The 19079-nt window shown below is 41.6% G+C and carries 13 protein-coding genes and 5 pseudogenes; 12 read left to right on the forward strand and 6 right to left on the reverse strand.

The window, feature by feature from the left end; genetic code table 11:
* The first annotated feature begins 400 nt into the window (after window positions 1-400).
* Both KNP78_RS09620 and KNP78_RS09625 read left to right on the forward strand, forming a co-directional pair.
* Entirely contained in the window at window positions 401-784 is a 384-nt protein-coding gene (locus KNP78_RS09620; protein WP_029595509.1) for a hypothetical protein, read from the forward strand.
* 195 nt (window positions 785-979) lie between these two features.
* Window positions 980-1108 (forward strand): annotated as a pseudogene (locus KNP78_RS09625) (ATP-binding protein); the annotation flags it as partial.
* A 378-nt stretch (window positions 1109-1486) separates the two neighbouring features.
* Here the strand turns inward: KNP78_RS09625 and KNP78_RS09630 are convergent.
* The 3 genes from KNP78_RS09630 to KNP78_RS09640 all read right to left on the reverse strand — a co-directional run bounded on the left by KNP78_RS09630 (window position 1487) and on the right by KNP78_RS09640 (window position 5836).
* The gene (locus KNP78_RS09630; RefSeq protein WP_029336184.1) at window positions 1487-1879 is read right to left on the reverse strand and encodes a FixH family protein; all 393 of its coding nucleotides are present in this window, start codon (window positions 1877-1879) and stop codon (window positions 1487-1489) included.
* A gap of 770 nt (window positions 1880-2649) precedes the next feature.
* Window positions 2650-3987: a murein hydrolase activator EnvC family protein gene (locus tag KNP78_RS09635; protein WP_214824038.1), complete on the reverse strand. Its 1338-nt coding sequence runs from the start codon at window positions 3985-3987 to the stop codon at window positions 2650-2652.
* A gap of 307 nt (window positions 3988-4294) precedes the next feature.
* The gene (locus KNP78_RS09640) at window positions 4295-5836 is read right to left on the reverse strand and encodes an N-acetylmuramoyl-L-alanine amidase (protein WP_081828362.1); all 1542 of its coding nucleotides are present in this window, start codon (window positions 5834-5836) and stop codon (window positions 4295-4297) included.
* Window positions 5837-6220: 384 nt separating this feature from the next.
* Between KNP78_RS09640 and KNP78_RS09645 the strand changes: the two genes are divergently transcribed.
* The 7 genes and pseudogenes from KNP78_RS09645 (at window position 6221) to KNP78_RS09675 (ending at window position 12254) form a co-directional block, all read left to right on the forward strand.
* Window positions 6221-6895, forward strand: coding sequence for a thioredoxin domain-containing protein (locus KNP78_RS09645; RefSeq protein WP_029595508.1), 675 nt, complete (start codon window positions 6221-6223; stop codon window positions 6893-6895).
* On the forward strand, window positions 6892-7311 hold the full coding sequence (locus KNP78_RS09650; protein ID WP_029336179.1) for a disulfide oxidoreductase: 420 nt from the start codon (window positions 6892-6894) through the stop codon (window positions 7309-7311). The genes KNP78_RS09645 and KNP78_RS09650 overlap by 4 nt, the downstream gene beginning before the upstream one ends.
* Before the next feature lie 420 nt (window positions 7312-7731).
* Window positions 7732-8070, forward strand: a complete 339-nt coding sequence (locus tag KNP78_RS09655) for an ArsR/SmtB family transcription factor (protein ID WP_029336177.1) — start codon at window positions 7732-7734, stop codon at window positions 8068-8070.
* A 23-nt stretch (window positions 8071-8093) separates the two neighbouring features.
* Window positions 8094-9035, forward strand: coding sequence for a cation diffusion facilitator family transporter (locus KNP78_RS09660; protein WP_029336176.1), 942 nt, complete (start codon window positions 8094-8096; stop codon window positions 9033-9035).
* Window positions 9036-9159: 124 nt separating this feature from the next.
* Window positions 9160-9975, forward strand: coding sequence for a ZIP family metal transporter (locus KNP78_RS09665; protein WP_029336175.1), 816 nt, complete (start codon window positions 9160-9162; stop codon window positions 9973-9975).
* A gap of 321 nt (window positions 9976-10296) precedes the next feature.
* A pseudogene (locus KNP78_RS09670) lies at window positions 10297-11190 on the forward strand (arsenic resistance protein).
* Window positions 11191-11402: 212 nt separating this feature from the next.
* A complete protein-coding gene (locus KNP78_RS09675) occupies window positions 11403-12254 on the forward strand; it encodes a cation diffusion facilitator family transporter (RefSeq protein ID WP_029336174.1) in 852 nt (283 codons plus the stop codon).
* A 497-nt stretch (window positions 12255-12751) separates the two neighbouring features.
* Here the strand turns inward: KNP78_RS09675 and KNP78_RS09680 are convergent.
* A pseudogene (locus tag KNP78_RS09680) lies at window positions 12752-13876 on the reverse strand (heavy metal translocating P-type ATPase); the annotation flags it as partial.
* Here KNP78_RS09680 and KNP78_RS09685 point away from each other — a divergent pair.
* Window positions 13868-14623 (forward strand): annotated as a pseudogene (locus KNP78_RS09685) (IS3 family transposase); the annotation flags it as partial. The pseudogenes KNP78_RS09680 and KNP78_RS09685 overlap by 9 nt on opposite strands.
* 704 nt (window positions 14624-15327) lie before the next feature.
* Here the strand turns inward: KNP78_RS09685 and istB are convergent.
* Together istB and istA are read right to left on the reverse strand one after the other, a co-directional pair.
* Entirely contained in the window at window positions 15328-16086 is a 759-nt protein-coding gene (istB, locus tag KNP78_RS09690) for an IS21-like element helper ATPase IstB (RefSeq protein ID WP_214689670.1), read from the reverse strand.
* Window positions 16083-17622 (reverse strand): annotated as a pseudogene (gene istA, locus KNP78_RS09695) (IS21 family transposase). Before istA ends, istB begins: the two are co-directional and overlap by 4 nt.
* A gap of 364 nt (window positions 17623-17986) precedes the next feature.
* Here istA and KNP78_RS09700 point away from each other — a divergent pair.
* A complete protein-coding gene (locus KNP78_RS09700; protein WP_214689672.1) occupies window positions 17987-18658 on the forward strand; it encodes a DsbA family protein in 672 nt (223 codons plus the stop codon).
* Window positions 18655-19071 carry a disulfide oxidoreductase gene (locus KNP78_RS09705; RefSeq protein ID WP_214823866.1) on the forward strand — a complete coding sequence of 139 codons (417 nt, stop codon included), beginning with the start codon at window positions 18655-18657 and terminating at the stop codon, window positions 19069-19071. Before KNP78_RS09700 ends, KNP78_RS09705 begins: the two co-directional genes overlap by 4 nt.
* Window positions 19072-19079 lie beyond the last annotated feature (8 nt).

The raw sequence follows: 19079 nt of genomic DNA on the forward strand, positions 1-19079 counted from the left end.
TGGCAAGTCCTTTTTCTTTTCTAAAATAGGAGTGCAGAGTTGTGTACGTTTCCGTTGCACACTTCTGCACTCCTATTTTGCATTACACACTTCGACGCCTTCCTGACCGGCTCCAAGAAGATTTTGACGACTTAAAACTTGTGAGCATGGATCTTCTTTGTGATGTGAAGGAAGGAGAACGCTTGACCCACCTCACCGTCTTTTTCAATACCAATATGATTCGACGGAATCGTCGTACATAAGAACAAAAATATTTGTATACATGTATACATGTAGATTTGTATACGCGTATACATGTATACATTTTTTAAAGTCGTCATTTCTGTAGTTTCATGAACAAGGACTGAACTGGCTCTGGACGGGGAATCGTTCTATAGCGAAGCGGAAGGGGGGAGACGTGATGGATGAGGGGCTGCTTGATGACTATGCGTTCGCTGGATTGGATCCGTTCGTCCGGACGGTGTTCTCGGAACTGATGGAACATCCCGAATGGATGCGTGTCGTCGACAGGGAACATTGCGTCGAGAAGGTCGTCCGGTTCGATGACGGACGGAACTCGCCTTACTTCCGGGTGCTGATCTATCTGGATGCAGAAGAGCGTCCGATCAAGAAAGTGTATCTATACGGGACATGGGTGGTGGCGGATGGAGAAGTCAGCTTCGTCGTCTCAGAGCTATCCAAGGGTGTATTCGAATATGAAGTGATGCATGTCCATTGGCTCATCAAGTATCGGTTCGAGGATTGGGGCGTGTCTGAAGACGGGGCATGGGAGAAGGAATGGTGATCCGGGCTCATGCGTGAGCGTCTAACGCCAGGAGGCGAAGTCGCTCATCGCACCGCTGCCCCCCTGACGGCCCGATAACAAGAGCTGCTGGCTCACCGCCGCATCTCTATGTTCCTGGCCCTTTCTAACGGGAGGCACGGAGCGTAAGGGCAACGTCAAAAGCAAGAGCGTGGGCGCGTCTAACGCCACGCGGAGTGGCATTCGAATCTAGGACAGGCCCAAATCGCGGACGCAATTCTCGACAGGATCGTACACGACTCCTATAAAATCCTGGTCGATGGCGAAACCTCAATGAGGGAACACCACGGGCTAGGGATAAGCTAAGATCTTGGCCATCGATGAGTCGATGGCCTTTTTCTTCATATTGACTCGCTCAGTCGTCCGCACTAGTGGCTCTCTGTATCCGCAATACTCAGCAGGACAAAAAACGCATCCTTCGAGTTTTTGAGGATGCGTTTGAGCAATGTGACTCTATTTGACTCGCGTTTATATTCCTACATATAAGCATACAACTGATGGTAGTTTCCAAGGTGGAGCGACGGAATGGACGTATCAGACATTGGAGCGGAAAGGATATATCATAAAATTGGTATTTTTCGAGCATATATCACAAGGTTGATGTTGTCGCGCGATTCAATAAAAACGAGTTTTTTCATCATGGATTAGCTCGTCTATATTATTAATTGTAATAATTAAAATTTATTATTTTACTAATATTTCGTTTTTGGGCATAGAATGATAGCTTCTTGCTGTCGTATGTGAATATATAAAGTATTTACCGGGCTCTTCAAAAATATAAGAAATTACATACAGTCCGTCTTGTTGATAATTGGCTTCAATTTTTTCGTGTTGGCTTTCCTCTTGGCCTTCTTTCCATATCTCGAATTCAACTTTATCCGCATCGTCTACTTTCTCGTTTCCTTGAGAAACAGTTGCTATAAGTTCAATAACTTCGTTTGCTTTTACTATTTCAGGATCTGTTTTAAATTGTACATCAATTAATTCTGGAATCACTTCAGGTCCATTATTGCTTACTGTACTTCCACAACCAGATAATACTAACAAAACAATCAACAGTGAAAAAAACCTTGCCATCTTTTTTCTCTCCTTTAAACGATTTAATATTAACATACACGAAAATGTGATGTATTGATTATTACATTAAAAGTGACCTGATCATGCAATCTTATTAGCTATCGAGCATAGACCCCATGTCACTTTTAAGGTTCAAGACTTTATAGAGCGTCGTATGCTCGATTGGTTTACTTTTCTATATAAAAAATAAAGAAATGTACATTTTATATATTAAGTTCAATTTTATATATTAAGTTCAAAAGATATTAATTGAACTTAATCCAAAAAGTTGGATCATGAAATAGATCATCTGGTGACTTCGACAACCTAGGTTTGAATTTGGACCTTCATATCCGTAAATTTATCATCGACCGTTAGACACGGCCTTAGTAACCTAAGGTTCGTCTCGACGTATATTGCCAGTTGAAGGTCATCAAAGGAGAGAAGAGTCTGTACTTCAAGATTGAATCGATTAAAGATTGTCTACCCATCCATATCGTTTTTAATATCTACATAGTGAATGTGTATGTCGCACCTGAGATTGTATTCCCCAGGCACTCGTAGGGGGGTGGGGGCACGAACGAAAGCTCATCCTAACTTTCTGAAGTTTTTCTTGCGAGTCAGTTAGCGTTTGGTCACCGAGACTTTAAAAGCTTTCGGACATAAAAATCGCCCCATAAAAATTAGATTATCAGGTCCAACTTTTACGGGGCATCTAATATTCTGTGGTCTAAATATTAAGTGATTTACTGAAGTAATTATATAGTGTTAAACAATTTCGCCTCTGAAATTCAGAAAAATTGGGATGGGTTGACTGTATTCCCTGCACTTGTAGCTGAGTACGAATAGTTTCCTCGATGGACTTCAAAGTGTAAATGAGAACCGGTCGAATTTCCGGTACTCCCCATCGAACCGATGTTCTGTCCTCGGGTCACACGTTGTCCGGCGGAAACGGACAATGAGCTCATGTGAGCATAAAGGGTAGTCCAAACTTGACCGCCTATGACATGCGTAATGATGACATGATTTCCATAAGGTCCACCCCAGCCTGCTCGAGTTACAGTTCCTGTTTGAGCAGCCATAATAGGAGTTCCTACTGGTCCAGCTGTATCTAGTGCATTATGGAAGCTGTAGCCATTGGCCCCGCCTGCTGGACCCCATCCTTGGGTTACGATACCTGAGGTTGGACGTTGAAAAACTCCGCCACTTGTTGGAGAAGCGAGTGAATCCGTAGTCTTTGAAGTGTTTACCACTTTCTCAGAGTTTGGTGATTTTTCGAGAGAGGCTTTATTCTCGCTGATTTCATTTTTTTCGGCACTTTTTGCTTCTGCAGCTTTACGCGCAGCCTCTTTGGTACGAATTTTAGCTTGTTCTTCAAGCCTTTGGGCTTCAATCTCTGCTTGAATTGATTTTTCTTGTTCTTGAAGCGTCGATTCCATTTGTTGCAAGCTTACCAATTTAGATGTGAACTGGATTTTTTCGGCCTCTAATTTTTTTATTTGAGCAGCCCGCACTTTAATTTTGCCGTTCAATTTTTTCTGACTATTCTCTAGCTCTTCTTTTTGACTAATAAGCTTATCTTTTTCAGTGTCCAATTCAGCTTTAGCAATTTGAAGCTTATTTTTTGTTGATTGATATTCTTTGAAAAGTTCTTGATCATTTTCTTGAATCGTCCCTGCGGTGATCATGCGTGAAACCAGATCACCAAAGTCTTTTGAACCAAAAATAAATTCAGCCCAGTTTATAGAAGAACCACCGTTTTTTTGCATCGTGACCATGCGTTCTTCCATCAATGTCTTTTGAGAGCTCATTTTTTTCTGGAATTCTTTAATTTGAGTTTGAATCTGAGCAATTTTCTTTTGGGTTGTCCGAATTTCAGCCTTCTTCTGGGTGACCTCATTGATAATATCCTGTAACTCGGATTCCAAGTCATTCAGTTTCTGTTCTTCGAGTGTGATATCTTGTTCACGCTGCTGAATTGACGTATTAGCTTTACGTTGCTCTGTAGAATTTTGCGCTTGCTTCTGCTGGATATTTTTTTGTTTTTCAGTCAAGTTTAAAGCGTAAGAAGGGGATGCGCTTTGAACTAACATAACACCAAGTAAAGTTGAAGCTATAATTTTTTTCATGGTAAACAATGTTGTTGCCTCCGTAACTTATCTCTATTATAAAAAATGCGTTGCTGGATAAAAGTATTCGTATCATGATTAAAACTCGAACCGGAATCATTGTATCAATATTACTTCACCATCTATATTTCTATTTCTTTTCATTTCTATGTCAGTTGTTCTTTTGGGTTTATTGTCATTCGAGTATATCAAGAGAAATACTTATAATGCCATTTTGATGAGGAAATGAATGATGACCACTGAATTTAGGACATTTTGTCTCAAATTCAGTGGTCAAATCGTTTGTTAGTATTTGTTTGGTGTTTATTTAGTAGTAACTCTTCATAAATTTATCAATTCCTTTGGCGGTTGCTTTGATCATGTTACTTCCCGACATATAGGAGCGATCTACTGAGTTAGCAATAAAGCCATATTCGATGAGAGTAGAAGGTACCGTGTTTCTTCCTACCACATAGACATCTTGTCGCTTAACGCCTCGATTTTTAAAATCTGGAACGTTCATGGCGATTTCTTGATTAATTACTTCACCTAATCTGCGGCTAGCGTTCGCATATGGATTTGTGGTGTACGCGCTAGAAGTAGGGACGAGTGCTTCATGACCTGTAGCGAAAGAAGGTGAAGAATTAATGTGGACGCTTATGAAAGCGTCAGCATCAAGCCTTTCTGATAGATTGGTCCGCTCAACAAGTGACAAGTATCTATCATTTGAGCGCGTTAGTTTCACTTCATAAAGCTCATAGTTTTTCTTTAGTTCGTCGGCTACACGATTAGCAATGTTTAGGGTGAGTACTTTTTCTTGAACTGTACCGTTTGAAGTCACTGCACCAGCATCTCCCCCACCGTGTCCAGCGTCAATTAAAATCACGTGTTTGTTAGCTGGAATCACCGGTGATTTTATAGGAGTTTTTCCGGTAAATGGTTGCACAAAACCAGATGATACGTAACCGACTTGATTGTTATATCGCACCTTGTACCAACTGGCGCTTTTCGATATGACAGAAATCGAAGTGCCTGAGGGAATTGTTGTCAAAATAGATCCGTAACGACTCGCTTGGTTACGTAAATTAAGATTTTCGATAGTAATATATGTTGGATAAGTGGATAAAGAATCCCCCGGTGCCACTTGCACTATATAATGTCGAGCAGGTGTGAATCCTGTAATACCGTTATACATAACTTTTAACCAAGAACCCGTTGTGCCCGATTTTCCTAGTACAGTCACTTCAGTAGATGCTGGAATCGTAATAAGGACCTTTGAGTTCACTAAAGACATGCTTGAGCGAATCTCGGTCGTTTGCTTACTTCGTGACTTCATAGCCGAGGGCGATATGGTTACATACTGACTTGCCACATAGCCTTGAGTCCCATTGTATGATACTTTATACCAAGGGCCTGAGGCAGCATGGTACATTAGTGGGCTGGACTTTGGGATAGTCATTAAAACGGGTGATTTGACAGATGGGCCCTTACGCAGATTTAGTGAAGTTTTAGTTTTATATATTGTGTTTATTGAACTGACTGAATTTTTAGGTATAGGTTTTGGCGTCACGTACTTCGTTGAGACATAACCGATTTTTGAATTAAATGAAACTTTAAACCAGGATTTATCTTCTCCATATACACCTATCTTCTTAATGGTTTTTCCTTTTGGAATCGTCAAAAGGACTTTGCTTTTTGAAGAGAACGAGGAACGCAAATTCAAATTTTCAGTTGTTATGAATAGAGATTCCTCTGCATGTACGACGTTTAGGACGTTAACACTAGTTAAAAGCTTAAAGGGATAGAAAAAAGAAGTTAATAAAGCCAAGGAAATTACTAAGCTTATTCGAAATTTATGTTTAGACTTCATAATAGACTCCTCATATGTAGTTTTTTTGGTTGTAAAGACCCATGAATGGTTTTTTACTATCTGTATGGTACTTATCCTTTAAATATTAGTCATTCTATGCAACGATTATTGGCTTTCGTCTATCTACAGTTAAAAGTTTTCTTGCCCTGTTTTAAAATGCACTATTATTAAGGGGAATAGACGTATTTTAAGAAATAAATTGGCCCTCCTTTCATCTGCATAAAAGTTTAGTTGCATGAATGTGTTAGAATGTAACTTGTTTGACTCATAGATTTCGTTTTTAGAAGTCCATGGATTCAATGTTGAAAAACTAAGGATACTCTAGTATTTTTAGCTATAATTCTGATAAAAGAAATAACGAATTTATAAAAGAGGTGAATTGTTTTGAAAACTAATCAACTATTGACTATTTTTACATCCGTATTAGTAATTGCAGTCTTAGCTTTTTTATTTTTAAATGATCAAAGTTCCGAAAAATCAAAGACTAAAATTGTTCAAGATGAAAAGATATCAGTTAATAATCAACCTACAATAGGTAAAAAGGAAGCGCCGATATCAATTGTAGAATTCGGAGACTATAAATGCCCTTCGTGTAAAGAGTGGGGTGAAACAATCTATCCTCAACTTGTAAAAGATTACATTGAAAGTGGGAAAGCTTCCTTTAGTTACATTAATGTTTTGTTTCACGGAGATGAGTCCACTTTAGCTGCCCTTGCATCAGAATCTGTTTACAAAAATCACCCAGAATCATTTTGGCAATTTCACAAAGCTATTTATGAAGCTCAACCTGACGTGCAAATACACGATAATCCATGGGTTACGGTGGAGAAAATGGAAGAGATTGCGACGAAGACTGTCCCTTCTCTAGATTTAAATAAATTTAGAGAAGACCTATCAAGTCGTTCTTCTAGATTAGAATCAGTTAAAATGGATGCGGCGCTCGTAGAAAAATACAATGTTACACTGACCCCGACGATTGCAGTTAATGGGGTCATCCTTGAAAATCCATTCGACTATACCTCTATAAAAAAACAAATTGAAAAGGAGCTAACCCAATGAGCGCTTCAGTAATAAACCGATATGGACTGTACCTCGCCTGGGTTGTTTCAATTACTGCAGTACTTGGAAGTCTATATTTTAGCGAAATTCGTGGTTTTATACCTTGTGAACTCTGTTGGATTCAACGTATCTTTATGTACCCAATAGCTTTGATTCTTGCAATTGCAGTTTTCAGAGAAGATAGCTCAATCAAATTTTATGTTCTCCCTTTATCAATAATCGGATTCTGTATCTCTTTTTACCACTATCTTGTACAAAAGGTGCCCGGCTTTTCGGAAGTCAGACCATGTGAACAAGGAGTTTCCTGTAATGCACAGTACATTGACTGGATGGGTTTTATCACAATTCCGTTTTTAGCGTTGACCGCCTTTTTTCTGATTACAGTCATTCTTGGACGAATCAGTACCAAACAGTAGTTTTTGATTTGGATTTGAAAAATGAAGAACTAATTGTATCAAATTGGTATGCTTACTAAAAAACAGCTTTGATTTAGAAAAACATGAAAAGCTTTTTGAAGTTGGAAAATAGATTAGACAATACCCAGTAAATAATTCAATTGACGTTTTCTTAAAACGTTAGTGTACTATATTGATTTTTTGAAAAAGCGTGACTACCTATCGAGTATGAGATCTAACTAGCTCTCTAATAGGTAGTTTTTGTATGGCTAAAAATAAGAAATAATCGCAAAACCAGAGAAAGTATCTCAAATCTTCAAGTATGTAGAGCTGATAGAATAAATGTTTTTTAAATTAAGTGTTGACGGCACAGCAAAAGTCTAATAAGTTATATATGAACATATGAACATGTATAGTTATCATGAGCGGAGGTACTGACTTATGGATGAACCGATTGAAGATACTACAGAAAATGAAATAGAAATAGGGGCGCAGATTGACGATGAGACTCTATTTATTGTATCTCAGACGTTCAAGGCACTTAGTGACCCGACAAGAATTAAAATATTAACCCTGCTATGCACAAAGGAACATTCGGTCAACGGAATAGCTGATCTTCTTAACTTAAGTCAATCAAACGTGTCTCATCAGCTACGTTTTTTAAAAAATCTTCGACTTGTCAAGTTTAGAAGAGAAGGAACTACTCTATTTTATTCAGAAGATGATCACCATGTCATGAACTTACTAAGACAGGCGATTGAGCATGCGAAACACCACTAAATATAGTAAGGAGAGTTAATCTTATGGCACATAATCATGCACATGATCATTCTCATACCTCTAACAAAAAGATTTTGATCATTTCATTCTTTATTATTTCGGCATACATGGTTGTAGAGGCGATTGGAGGGTACCTTACAAATAGCTTAGCACTTTTAGCGGACGCAGGTCACATGCTTAGTGATGCGGCTTCGCTCGCTATTGCATTACTTGCCTTTAAATTAGGTGAACAAATAGCGAACAATCGTAAAACGTTCGGATATAGACGCTTCGAGATTCTAGCAGCTGTTTTAAACGGGGTCACACTCATACTGATTTCCATATATATCTTTTATGAGGCCATCAATCGATTTATTCAACCACCTGAGGTCGCATCCGTAGGAATGTTAATTGTTAGCAGTATTGGCCTTGCTATAAACCTTCTTGTTGGATGGATTATGTTAAGAGGTGCAGACGTAGAACATAATTTGAATATGCGAGGTGCTTATCTACATGTTGTAAGCGATACGTTGGGTTCAGTCGGTGCAATACTGGCAGCGCTTCTTATCATGGCATTTGGATGGAACTGGGCAGATCCGCTCGCAGGAATCATTGTAGCGGGACTTGTTTTACGAAGTGGTTATTTCGTGACGAAATCCGGATTGAACGTATTAATGGAAGGTGCACCACAAAACGTTGATGTCGAAAAGGTTCTTCAAGTCATTCACAACAAGGAGGGGGTACGGAGTATACACGACTTTCATCTTTGGAGTATCACAAGTGGAATGAATGCACTCTCATGTCATGTTGTCGTTGATGGTAATTTACAAATCTATGACAGTGAGAATCTACTTCAAGAAATTGAACACGATTTAGCACATCTGAACGTTCAACACTCTACGATTCAATTCGAAACTCTTTCTCATCCTCACAGCGATGAATTGCTTTGCAAACTGAAGGTAGGGGAAGTAGTACATCAACATTAAAAAAATCACCTGTTGAGTAGGATTGACAATCAAGAGGAGGAGACAGCAATGCTGATTTTGGATAATAGTTACTTAATTTTGAGCATGTATAGAAACTCGATTTTTGGCAACGGAGTTTTGATAGATGATTGAATATATTTCTTCGTTAGAACCCCTTACTCAAGCATTGCTGGGTACTTTATTCACTTGGGGGATGACGGCGCTTGGTGCCGCGTTAGTGTTTATGACAAAATCAATGAATCAAAAGCTAATGGATGGGATGCTCGGTTTTGCTGGAGGAGTAATGATTGCCGCTAGTTTTTGGTCATTACTCTCACCTGCAATTGAGATGGCGGAACAAGATTCTCTTCCGGCGTGGTTACCAGCTGCAATCGGTTTCTTACTTGGAGGATTCTTTTTATCAGGTGTTGATAAAGTGATTCCACATCTGCATCCCACTTCACCGATGGATGAGGCTGAGGGTATAAACCCTAAGAAGAGAAAGCGGAGCACGTTACTGGTGTTAGCAATAACATTGCATAATATTCCAGAGGGACTTGCCATAGGCGTTGCATTTGGAGCAGTTGCAGCAGGATTCCCTTCATCATCAATCACGGGAGCTATCGCGCTGGCAATCGGAATCGGCATACAAAATTTCCCTGAGGGTGCTGCTGTGTCAATGCCATTGAGACGAGATGGATTATCTCGTCGTAAAAGTTTTTTCTATGGCCAGTTATCTGGTATGGTTGAACCGTTCGCGGCGTTGGTAGGAGTAGTAGCAGTACTCATAATGGAGCCTTTACTTCCGTTTGCGCTAAGCTTTGCTGCAGGAGCAATGATTTTTGTTGTAGTGGAGGAGGTAGTCCCAGGATCTCAAGAAAATGGAAACAAGGACTTGGCTTCTGTTTGTTTAATGTTTGGCTTTACAATCATGATGATTTTAGATGTGGCTTTAGGCTAAAATAATTATTTTTTTAATGGTTATCACTTTATTTTTTGACTGATATATATTCAAGATACTAACTATATTCGGAAGTGTAAATAATGAGCCTTAATTATATTTACTTTCAGTCGGTATTTTTACTGTTGGATAAATAAAAATACTAGAAGAAAAAATATAAAACCTCTTGCCCTGGCAATTAAAATCGTGGAGTTATCTATTTCATTCTGAAATTTCCTGAAAATTTTGGGGGTGATTTTGATAGAGAAGGAAAGCAAATTCGGAATTCAAGTGCTAGAGAAGGTGGAAGCCCACCAAGTCAGTATATACATCATTTTTTTGATGTTGGCAGTAATCTTTGGTCTATTGAATACAGAAGCTGTATATCTCGATATTTTTATTTCTCCCCTTTTAGGAGTTTTGATGTATGGGATGTTCGTTCAAATTCCGTTTCTGAAATCGAATGGATCTGCTACAAACATGAGGTTTGTGGTAGCTCTTTTATTAGGAAATTTTGTTGCCGTTCCTTTAATAGTTTAGGTTTTGGTTATCATATTTCTTCAAGATTCATCACTAATGCTGGGGGTGTATTTGGTGTTGTTAACACCGTGCATCGACTATGTGATTGTTTTTACAAAGATGGGAAAGGGAAACGAATCAATATTGTTAAAAGTAACACCGATTCTTTTAATTTTACAGACGATACTCTTACCCATATATTTATTCGTATTATTAGGAGAAAAGGCTATTAGTATCGTTAGGATGGGTCCATTTCTAGATGCATTTCTATTTTTGATTTTTATACCGCTTCTATTAGCGATAATGACACAATTGTGTTCTAAAAAGAGTTCTTTAGGTAATCGTATCATGAAAATGCCGCCATGGATTCCCGTTCCATTTATGTCTTTTGTACTTTTTGTGGTAGTTGCCTCTCAAATTAGGGAAGTGTATAGTGACCTCGGGACATTAATAGATGTAATACCAGTTTATATTTTATTTCTACTTATCATACCATGGGTGTCAAAGTCCCTTGGTAAGTTGTTCAAACTAGATATTGCTTCAAGAAGAGCAATTACATTTAGTATGGGAACAAGGAATTCACTTGTAGTTCTTCCATTAGCATCTATATTACCAGAGCCCCTATCAACACAAGTAGCTGTAGTGATCATTTTACAGACCGTTACCGAATTGTTCGGAGAAGTCTTATATATAAAATTAGTGCCTAAATGGTTCTAACAAATTAGATACATGTATTTAATTTCGCTTTCAAAAATTACGTCCTTCGATTGTTTATTAAAATATTAAGAACTGCGCTTAAGTTCTCAAGTATGCGTTGTTTACAATCAATAGGCAAAGAAATTTATTATATTGCAGAACGCTAGAGACCAGTATTATTCTAACAACTAACCTTTTTAAGGATGGACTACCAAGTGAGGAGAGATCGAACAATGGCGAGTACTGATAAGGCATCAAAAAATATCAAACTAGCATTTATAATTAATCTTGTTTTCTCGATTGGTGAATTTATCGGGGGATTTTTGATTAATAGTGTTGCAATCATGTCGGACGCCATTCACGATTTAGGTGATGCTCTTGCATTGGGCCTGTCCTGGTTCTTACAAAAATTTTCGAACAAAAAACCCGATCATAACTTCACTTTTGGATATAATCGTTTTTCCCTTTTAGGAGCATTAATAAATGCGACAATATTAATAATTGGATCTGTATATATTTTTACTCAAGCAATTCCTCTACTGTTTGAACCGGAGCATTCTAATGCACAAGGAATGATTTGGTTTGCAATTTTTGGTGTGCTTTTAAATGGTTTTGCGGCATTCCGTCTACACAAAGGAAAATCAGTAAATGAGGGAGTACTATCTTGGCACCTTTTAGAAGATGTTTTAGGTTGGATTGCCGTTCTTGTAGTAGGGATAGTTTTACTCTTCAAGGATATACATATACTTGACCCCATCCTATCAATTGCTATTGCGTTGTTTATATTAGTGAATGTGTTTCGTAATTTAGTTAAAACAATGAAAATACTTTTAGGTGCTGTCCCTGATGGTATTGACATCGATGAGGTGAAGCAAAAGATTGAAGGTATTGAAGAAGTGATTTCTGTTCAAAACCTATATGTCTGGTCAATTGATGGCGAAGATAACGCCATGAATTTACACTTAATAGTAGAAGAGATGAATCTAAAGGATTCAACTATTGTTAAACAAAAAGTCAAAGAAGTGACTTCAAAACTAGATATTAAACATTCTACAATAGAGTTAGAATCAAAAAAACACAACTAAAGAAATAAGTCATCCTTGCACCAAATCCACACTGAGGTTCGACATATGAGTAAAAATTCTATACTTCATACCGTCTGATACCAATAAATACTTTTCTACGTGCAAGGAAACTGAATATCGAATGAGGGTATATTTAGAAACCCCCTCATTCGTTTTTTTTTTGAACACTATCGAAATTTCGTCTCTTAAAATAGGATGTATTCGAATGAATGAATGATTCCAAAACGAACGTTCAAATATTTAGATTTAATTGTCATAGTTTAGTAGACCTATCGACCGGATTTTCTTTCCATACTTCGGAGAATATTCCGGTCAATGAATAAGGTTCGGCCTCGATTAAAACTGTCTGATGATAAAAAAGCTGATAATGAAACCTAAAAAGATGACTCGGGAACAATACCGAAGTCATCTTAAAGCCGTCTTAAAAAACAGAGATCATTTATTTTTATCATACCCAGTACAAATTCGAGGATATAAAAATGAATATTTTTGTTTTTTTATTCTTTGACATTCATCAGTCTTAAACTGTTCAGTGCTACCAGAAGAGTTGCCCCCATATCGGACATAATAGCTATCCATAGGGTGAGCCAGCCCGGGATGACCAAGAGTAATGCAATCGCTTTGATACTGATAGCGAACGCGATGTTCACTTTGATAATATTTAGGGATTTTCGGCTCAATTTTATCGTAAACGGTAGTTTGCTCAAATCGTCGCCCATCAGGGCGACATCTGCTGTTTCCAAAGCGGTATCCGTTCCAGCACCACCCATGGCAATTCCAACAGTAGAGGCAGCGAGTGCCGGAGCGTCATTTACGCCGTCCCCGACCATCGCGACATTGTCGTACTCAGCTCGCAAGCGTTTAATGACATTTAATTTATCCTCTGGCATCAATTCTGCCTGGATTTCGTTGACGCCAACTTGCTGGCCGATAGCTTTGCCTGTCCCTTTGTTGTCACCCGTCAGCATAATTGTCTTTTTAATACCCATATCATGTAGTTTCCGGATGATTTCTTTGCTGGATTCCCGGACTTCGTCGGCTACGGCGATAACCGCCAATATGCTTTGTTTCGTTCCGATAATCATCGAAGTCTTACCTTGCTGTTGCAGAGCCGTTACGGTTTGGTCCAGATTATTATCAATACTTTCAACACCTAGCTCGTTAAAGAGAAGCGGGCTTCCGATAAAGTAGGTGGTGCCGTCTATCGTTCCTTTAATGCCTTTTCCTGTGATGGAAGAGAAGTCCTCAACTCTGATAGAGGTGTAAGGTATGTTTTCCTCGTCCGCTTTTTTCATGATGGCAGAGGCCAACGGATGCTGAGAACGATATTCCAATGCCGTCACGATAGAAAGCAGTTCTCTCTCGTTTACCTGCTTGTTCGTGATTTTAAAGTCTGTGACGACAGGTACACCTTTGGTCAGGGTACCGGTTTTGTCAAATGCAATAGCTTTCAGCGCGCCCATTTCTTCCAGGTATACGCCGCCTTTAATCAAGACCCCTTTTTTGGCAGCATTACCGATGGCGGAAACAATCGAAATCGGCGTCGAAGTGACTAAGGCACACGGGCAACCCACTATTAGAACCGCCAATCCTTGATAGACCCAGGTTTCCCAGCTGGCATCTCACGTGCGGCCTATTACAAATGGTTGAACCGCACCGTATCGGTGCGTCAAGAAGAGAACGAGAAGCTCCTGGAGGACATTCGTCTACTCTATGACCAGGCGAACCGTACATACGGCTACCGTCGGGTCACGATGACAATCAATCGGCTACGCAGGCAACAAGGTCTGTCCACGTTCAATGAAAAGCAAGTCTATCGCCTGATGCATATCCATGGGATCCAATCGATCATCCGCGGGAAGCGGAAGAGACATAAGAAGTCGATGCCACAGCATGTGGCCGAGAACCTGATGAACCGAGAATTCGGTGCGTCTCGGCCGGACGAGAAATGGTGCACCGACGTCACCGAGTTCAAATATGGTACCGGGAAGAAGGCGTATCTGAGCGCGATCATCGACCTGTACGACGGATCGATCGTCGCCTATCGTATCGGAAGGTCCAACAACAACGGGATCGTCTTCCAGACGATGATGCCAGCCATCGCGGGGCTCCGTCCAGGAGCGCGTCCGATGATCCATAGTGACCGAGGGCTCCAATATACCTCGAGAGGGTTCAAACGTATGGTGAAAGACGCAGGACTAATCGGCAACATGTCCTGAGTTGGTCGTTGTCTCGACAACGCCCCGATCGAGAGTTTTTGGGGCACTTTGAAAGTCGAGATGTACTACTTGCGTGAGTTCCAGGTCTATAGCGAACTCACGTCGGCCATCGAGACCTACATATCGTTCTACAACCATGGTCTACTCTAGAAACGACTAAACGGCTTGAGCCCTGTCGAATACAGGTCTCAAGCCGTTTAGATTGGTTTTCATTATTTGCCCTGTCTACTTGACGGGGAGCGGTTCAAATCGCAAAGGGCGATTTGGTTTGTCAATAGCCTGACTAATCGGGCGAATGGTGTTTTTGTGTTCAAAAATGAGACCATACCCTTATTCTTCTCCCGATTTTTTTGAAGTTTTCCCACCGTCTGCTTGCATGTTTTACGCGGTCTATATCCAATTGCTTGAATCTTATCGAATGTATAGGTCACTTTTTACTTGATAATTGGGAGCAATGATTTTCTTTTTTTGCGGCAATGGCTAATCTTACACGGGAATTGCGATTGTCTACATTCTGTTTTATGGCGTGGTAGACTTCTCCGTCTATGCCTTGTAATAAAACTATGTAAATCATTTCTAATAAATTATCGGTATGGACCTAAGGAACGGAGTCATCAAGGTGAACCCATGTCACATTGTCGAAGTTCAGCATGCGTTTAATGTGATCGCCACCCCATAAGAATTCGTTTCTGCACAGATGGCACCAAACCTTAGAACGACAATAGGTAGACCTTTGTCATTATAAGCGGATAGGGTTTGTTCAGAAAGGATTTTAGTGGAGATATGTTTCTGGGTGGTCATATGCGAGGGTGTAGACGTCAAGTTGATTTTGACACTTTTTGCTCGTTTGCCTTTTACACTTCTGCCGAAAACAATGATTTTCGGTTCCTCATCCGATGACTGTCGTCATCACTATGTATGATTTCGACGCGATGGAGTAAGCGGTCCAGTATCGCAGTCGTGATGCCCTGGTCCCCGATCAATTCGCCCCATTGATCGGGGCTTTTGTTCGAGGTCAGGATGATCGAGCTGCGCTCATAAAGGTGGTTGACGAGATGGAAGAAGAGATTGGCTTCTCGTTGGCCCATCGCCATGTACATCAGGTCATCGATGATGACCAGGTCCGAATCTCGCAACCTTTTTAACTGGATCTTCGACTTGCTTGAGAACTCTTCACTTTTTAATAGTTGGACGAGTTCGCCCATCGTGACGAAGTATACCTTGAACCCGTGGTTGACCGCCTCGATTCCCAGCCCCACAGCCAAAAACGTCTTTCCGACGCCCGGAGGGCCCAAGAGGATCAGGTTGTACTGTTGTTCGAGCCAGTTGAGTTGTTTCAACTGCTTCAGCTGTCGGGCGGTTAGTGCGGTCTGTTCCACTAAATTGAACTCCGAGAGGGATTTGATGAACGGGAATCGGGCCCACTTCATTCGTCTTTCCAAACTTTTAGCGTCTCGTTTTGCGCGTTCATGGTTCGTGATGGCACTTAGAAATTCGATATACGTCCAGGAGGCCATTTCGGCCTCTCTCAAAATCTGTGGGAGGGCGTCAGCCGTCTCGGCGAGACGAAGCTGCCGAAAGTCCTGTTGTAACTCGGAAACGCTTTGACTCATTTTGCCGTCACCCCTTTCAGGATGTCGGTGTAGGCTTGGATCGGCCTCGTTGCGACCTGTATCCCGGATTTCTTCGGACGTTCGGTATCGGGTTTTGTATCACACCCATCGTCCGCGAGGATCGCGAGATAGTGGACCACGTCCCGGAAATCGTTGGCGCTGAACAGACTCTCTTGCGAACACTTTTCCAGTGCTATCGTTAAGTGATTAGGATACATGGTCGCGACGTCCCTAATGATGTTGAACTGGTCACGTCGGTATCTCGGGTAACGCTTTGAGAGCTACCCAGATAATCGGACGCCGCCCCTCTGTCCTCGAAATAGGTGAGGACCTGTTGCTTCAGTTCTTCGATTCCTTTGGAACGATCCCGAAGGTGGTCACGGCTTTGAATCAGTTTTCCGCTCTCTTTGCTGACCCGGTGGTCTGCGATCACTTCTCCCTCGGGAGATTCGCGAATCAATAACCGTTCCTGTTCGGTCACCTCGAGAAACACCACCTTCTTCTTGACCGATGAGTAGGTCCCGATTGGGACGGTGTAACGGTTTGAGCGATAACGGATTGTGTTGTCCTTGCTGACGTTCCTTGCTATACTTTCGGTACGGATACTTTCGAAAGAGAGTAGCGATAAGACCGGTTGTAAGTGTTGTTTTTCGACGGAGAACACTTCAGCTGGTCTTTTTTTCGTTGTCTGATGGACGTTATGATTTCCAGTCCTCTCCAACCATCTCATGGAACGGTGGTTCCAATCCTCGATATGCCGGTACACTCGGCTGTCCGCGAAGTTCCGTTTGATGTACTTCATGACGTTCTCGATCATACCCTTCGACTCCGGGTCGGCCCTGCGACATAAATGAATCTTGAACTTCCGTTCGTTCACGTAGGCTTGAAACTCATTGGTCAATAGGACGTCACCTGCGTTCTCGTTGATTGCGATGAGGTGATCCTGGTCGTAGACGATTTCAGAAGGGCGCCCACCATAAAATTGGAACGCATTTTCGTGGCAGTGAATGGTGTCCTTGGTGGTGAACGGTCGTTCTCTCCATTCGGCATATTTCATCCGAGAGTGCGTAAGTAAGAACGCGATGAAATAAAGCTTTATCATTTTTCCATCTTTAGTCCGTTGTCTGGTCTCACCCCAGTCCACCTGTATTTGCTTGCCCATCGGTTGTTCTGGGATGGCCTCGTAATGGCGGACGACCCTTTTCTTTTCGATCTGATAGATTTCTCGGATTTCATTCACGTATGTCCTGACCGTGCTCGATCCGACCGACAGGTCGGGATATCTTTCAAGTAACCAGTCATGTACTTGTGCGCTGCTCAAATGCAGATACTCCTCCAACCATGCAATGATCCAGTCTCGGTAGGCATCGAGCTTCTTCTTTCGTGAACAGGCTTTCTCGTCAAATTCATGTAGGGCATCTTCATATGTCATCTTCAGGTACTTATATACCGTCGGTCTCGATATTTTTAGTGCTGTGCGATTTGAGCCACTTTCATGTTTTGCTGATACATTTGATGAATCTTGATATGTAACACTAACTTTTCCTCCAAATCCATTCCCTCCAGATAAAATAGCCTCAACTACTCTATCGGAGTTCTGTTCTGATTTTTCGGCAATAGTGTAAAATCGTATCGAGCAAAAACTGTCAATTTTATTCTAGCGTTCACAGAGGGATGAAGAATCGTCTAGGTATAGTGAACTCGAGACATAATTTCACTAGGAAAGACACTCTTTTTTGAATGAAGATTGTCTGAGCTTGTTCACGAGTTGATGCGACGTCATCGTCATCTTTTCCATGACATGAAGTAAAGTTGAGAAAAAACAAGGTCGATTTCGTGGAAACAGATAGCGCTTTCGTTATAATGAAAGACGAATCGATATAAATAGAGGTGAGACATAATGAAACAGAATAAACTATTGGTCATCGCGACGCTCTTCGCGGTCGCCTTGGTGGCCGTCGTGGTCGTCCTGATGAATCAACCGACCGAACAAGCCGAAACGGCGGCACCGGCGACGACAGAACACGTGTCGACGGAAGGCCAGCCGACGCTCGGCGATGCGGACGCACCCGTCTCGGTCGTGGAGTTCGGGGATTATAAATGCCCGTCTTGTAAACAGTGGGGCGAAACGGTCTATCCGAAGTTGAAGGAAGACTATATCGACACCGGAAAAATCAGTTTCAGCTACATCAACGTCCTGTTCCACGGACAAGAGTCGATTTTGGCATCGCTCGCTTCAGAGTCGGTGTATGAACAAGACCCGGACGCGTTCTGGGATTTCCATAAGGCGCTCTACGACGCGCAACCGGCGAGTCAGCAGCACGACGAGGCATGGGTCACGGTCGAGCGGTTGACAGAGATTGCGAGCGAGACGACATCGGTCGACGTGGCGAAGCTCGAGGACGATTTGAGTGAAAACTCGACGGTGCTCGAACAGGTGAGTCTCGATGACGGGCTTGTCAAAGAGCACGGTGTCCAGTTCACGCCATCGATCATGATTAACGGCGTCATGCTCGAAGACCCGTTCGACTACGAGACGATTGAGCGATTGATTGAGCAAGGCACACCATGAAGCAGTCATTCTTGACCCGTTATGGTCTGTATCTCGCTTGGCTCGTCGCCCTCACGGCGACGTTCGGCAGTCTTTATTTCAGCGAGATTCGTGAGTTCGTGCCATGTGAGCTCTGCTGGATTCAACGCATCTTTATGTATCCGCTCGTCATCTTGCTCGGGGTCGCCGTGTTCACGGACGACCGGGCGGTGAAGAAGTATGTATTGCCGCTCTCCATCATCGGCGGTCTGATTTCACTGTACCATTATTTGGTTCAAAAAGTACCCGGTTTCGCCGATATCAAGCCGTGCGTGCAAGGCGTACCGTGCAACGTGCAATACATCAACTGGAACGGGTTCGTCACGATCCCGTTCCTTGCCTTGACGGCATTTACTTTGATCACGCTCCTCGTCTGGCGCGTGAGACGCAACTGACAATGAAG

The organism is Exiguobacterium sp. s28, from assembly GCF_018618135.1.
In the GTDB taxonomy this organism is placed as follows: Bacteria; Bacillota; Bacilli; order Exiguobacteriales; family Exiguobacteriaceae; genus Exiguobacterium; species Exiguobacterium mexicanum_A.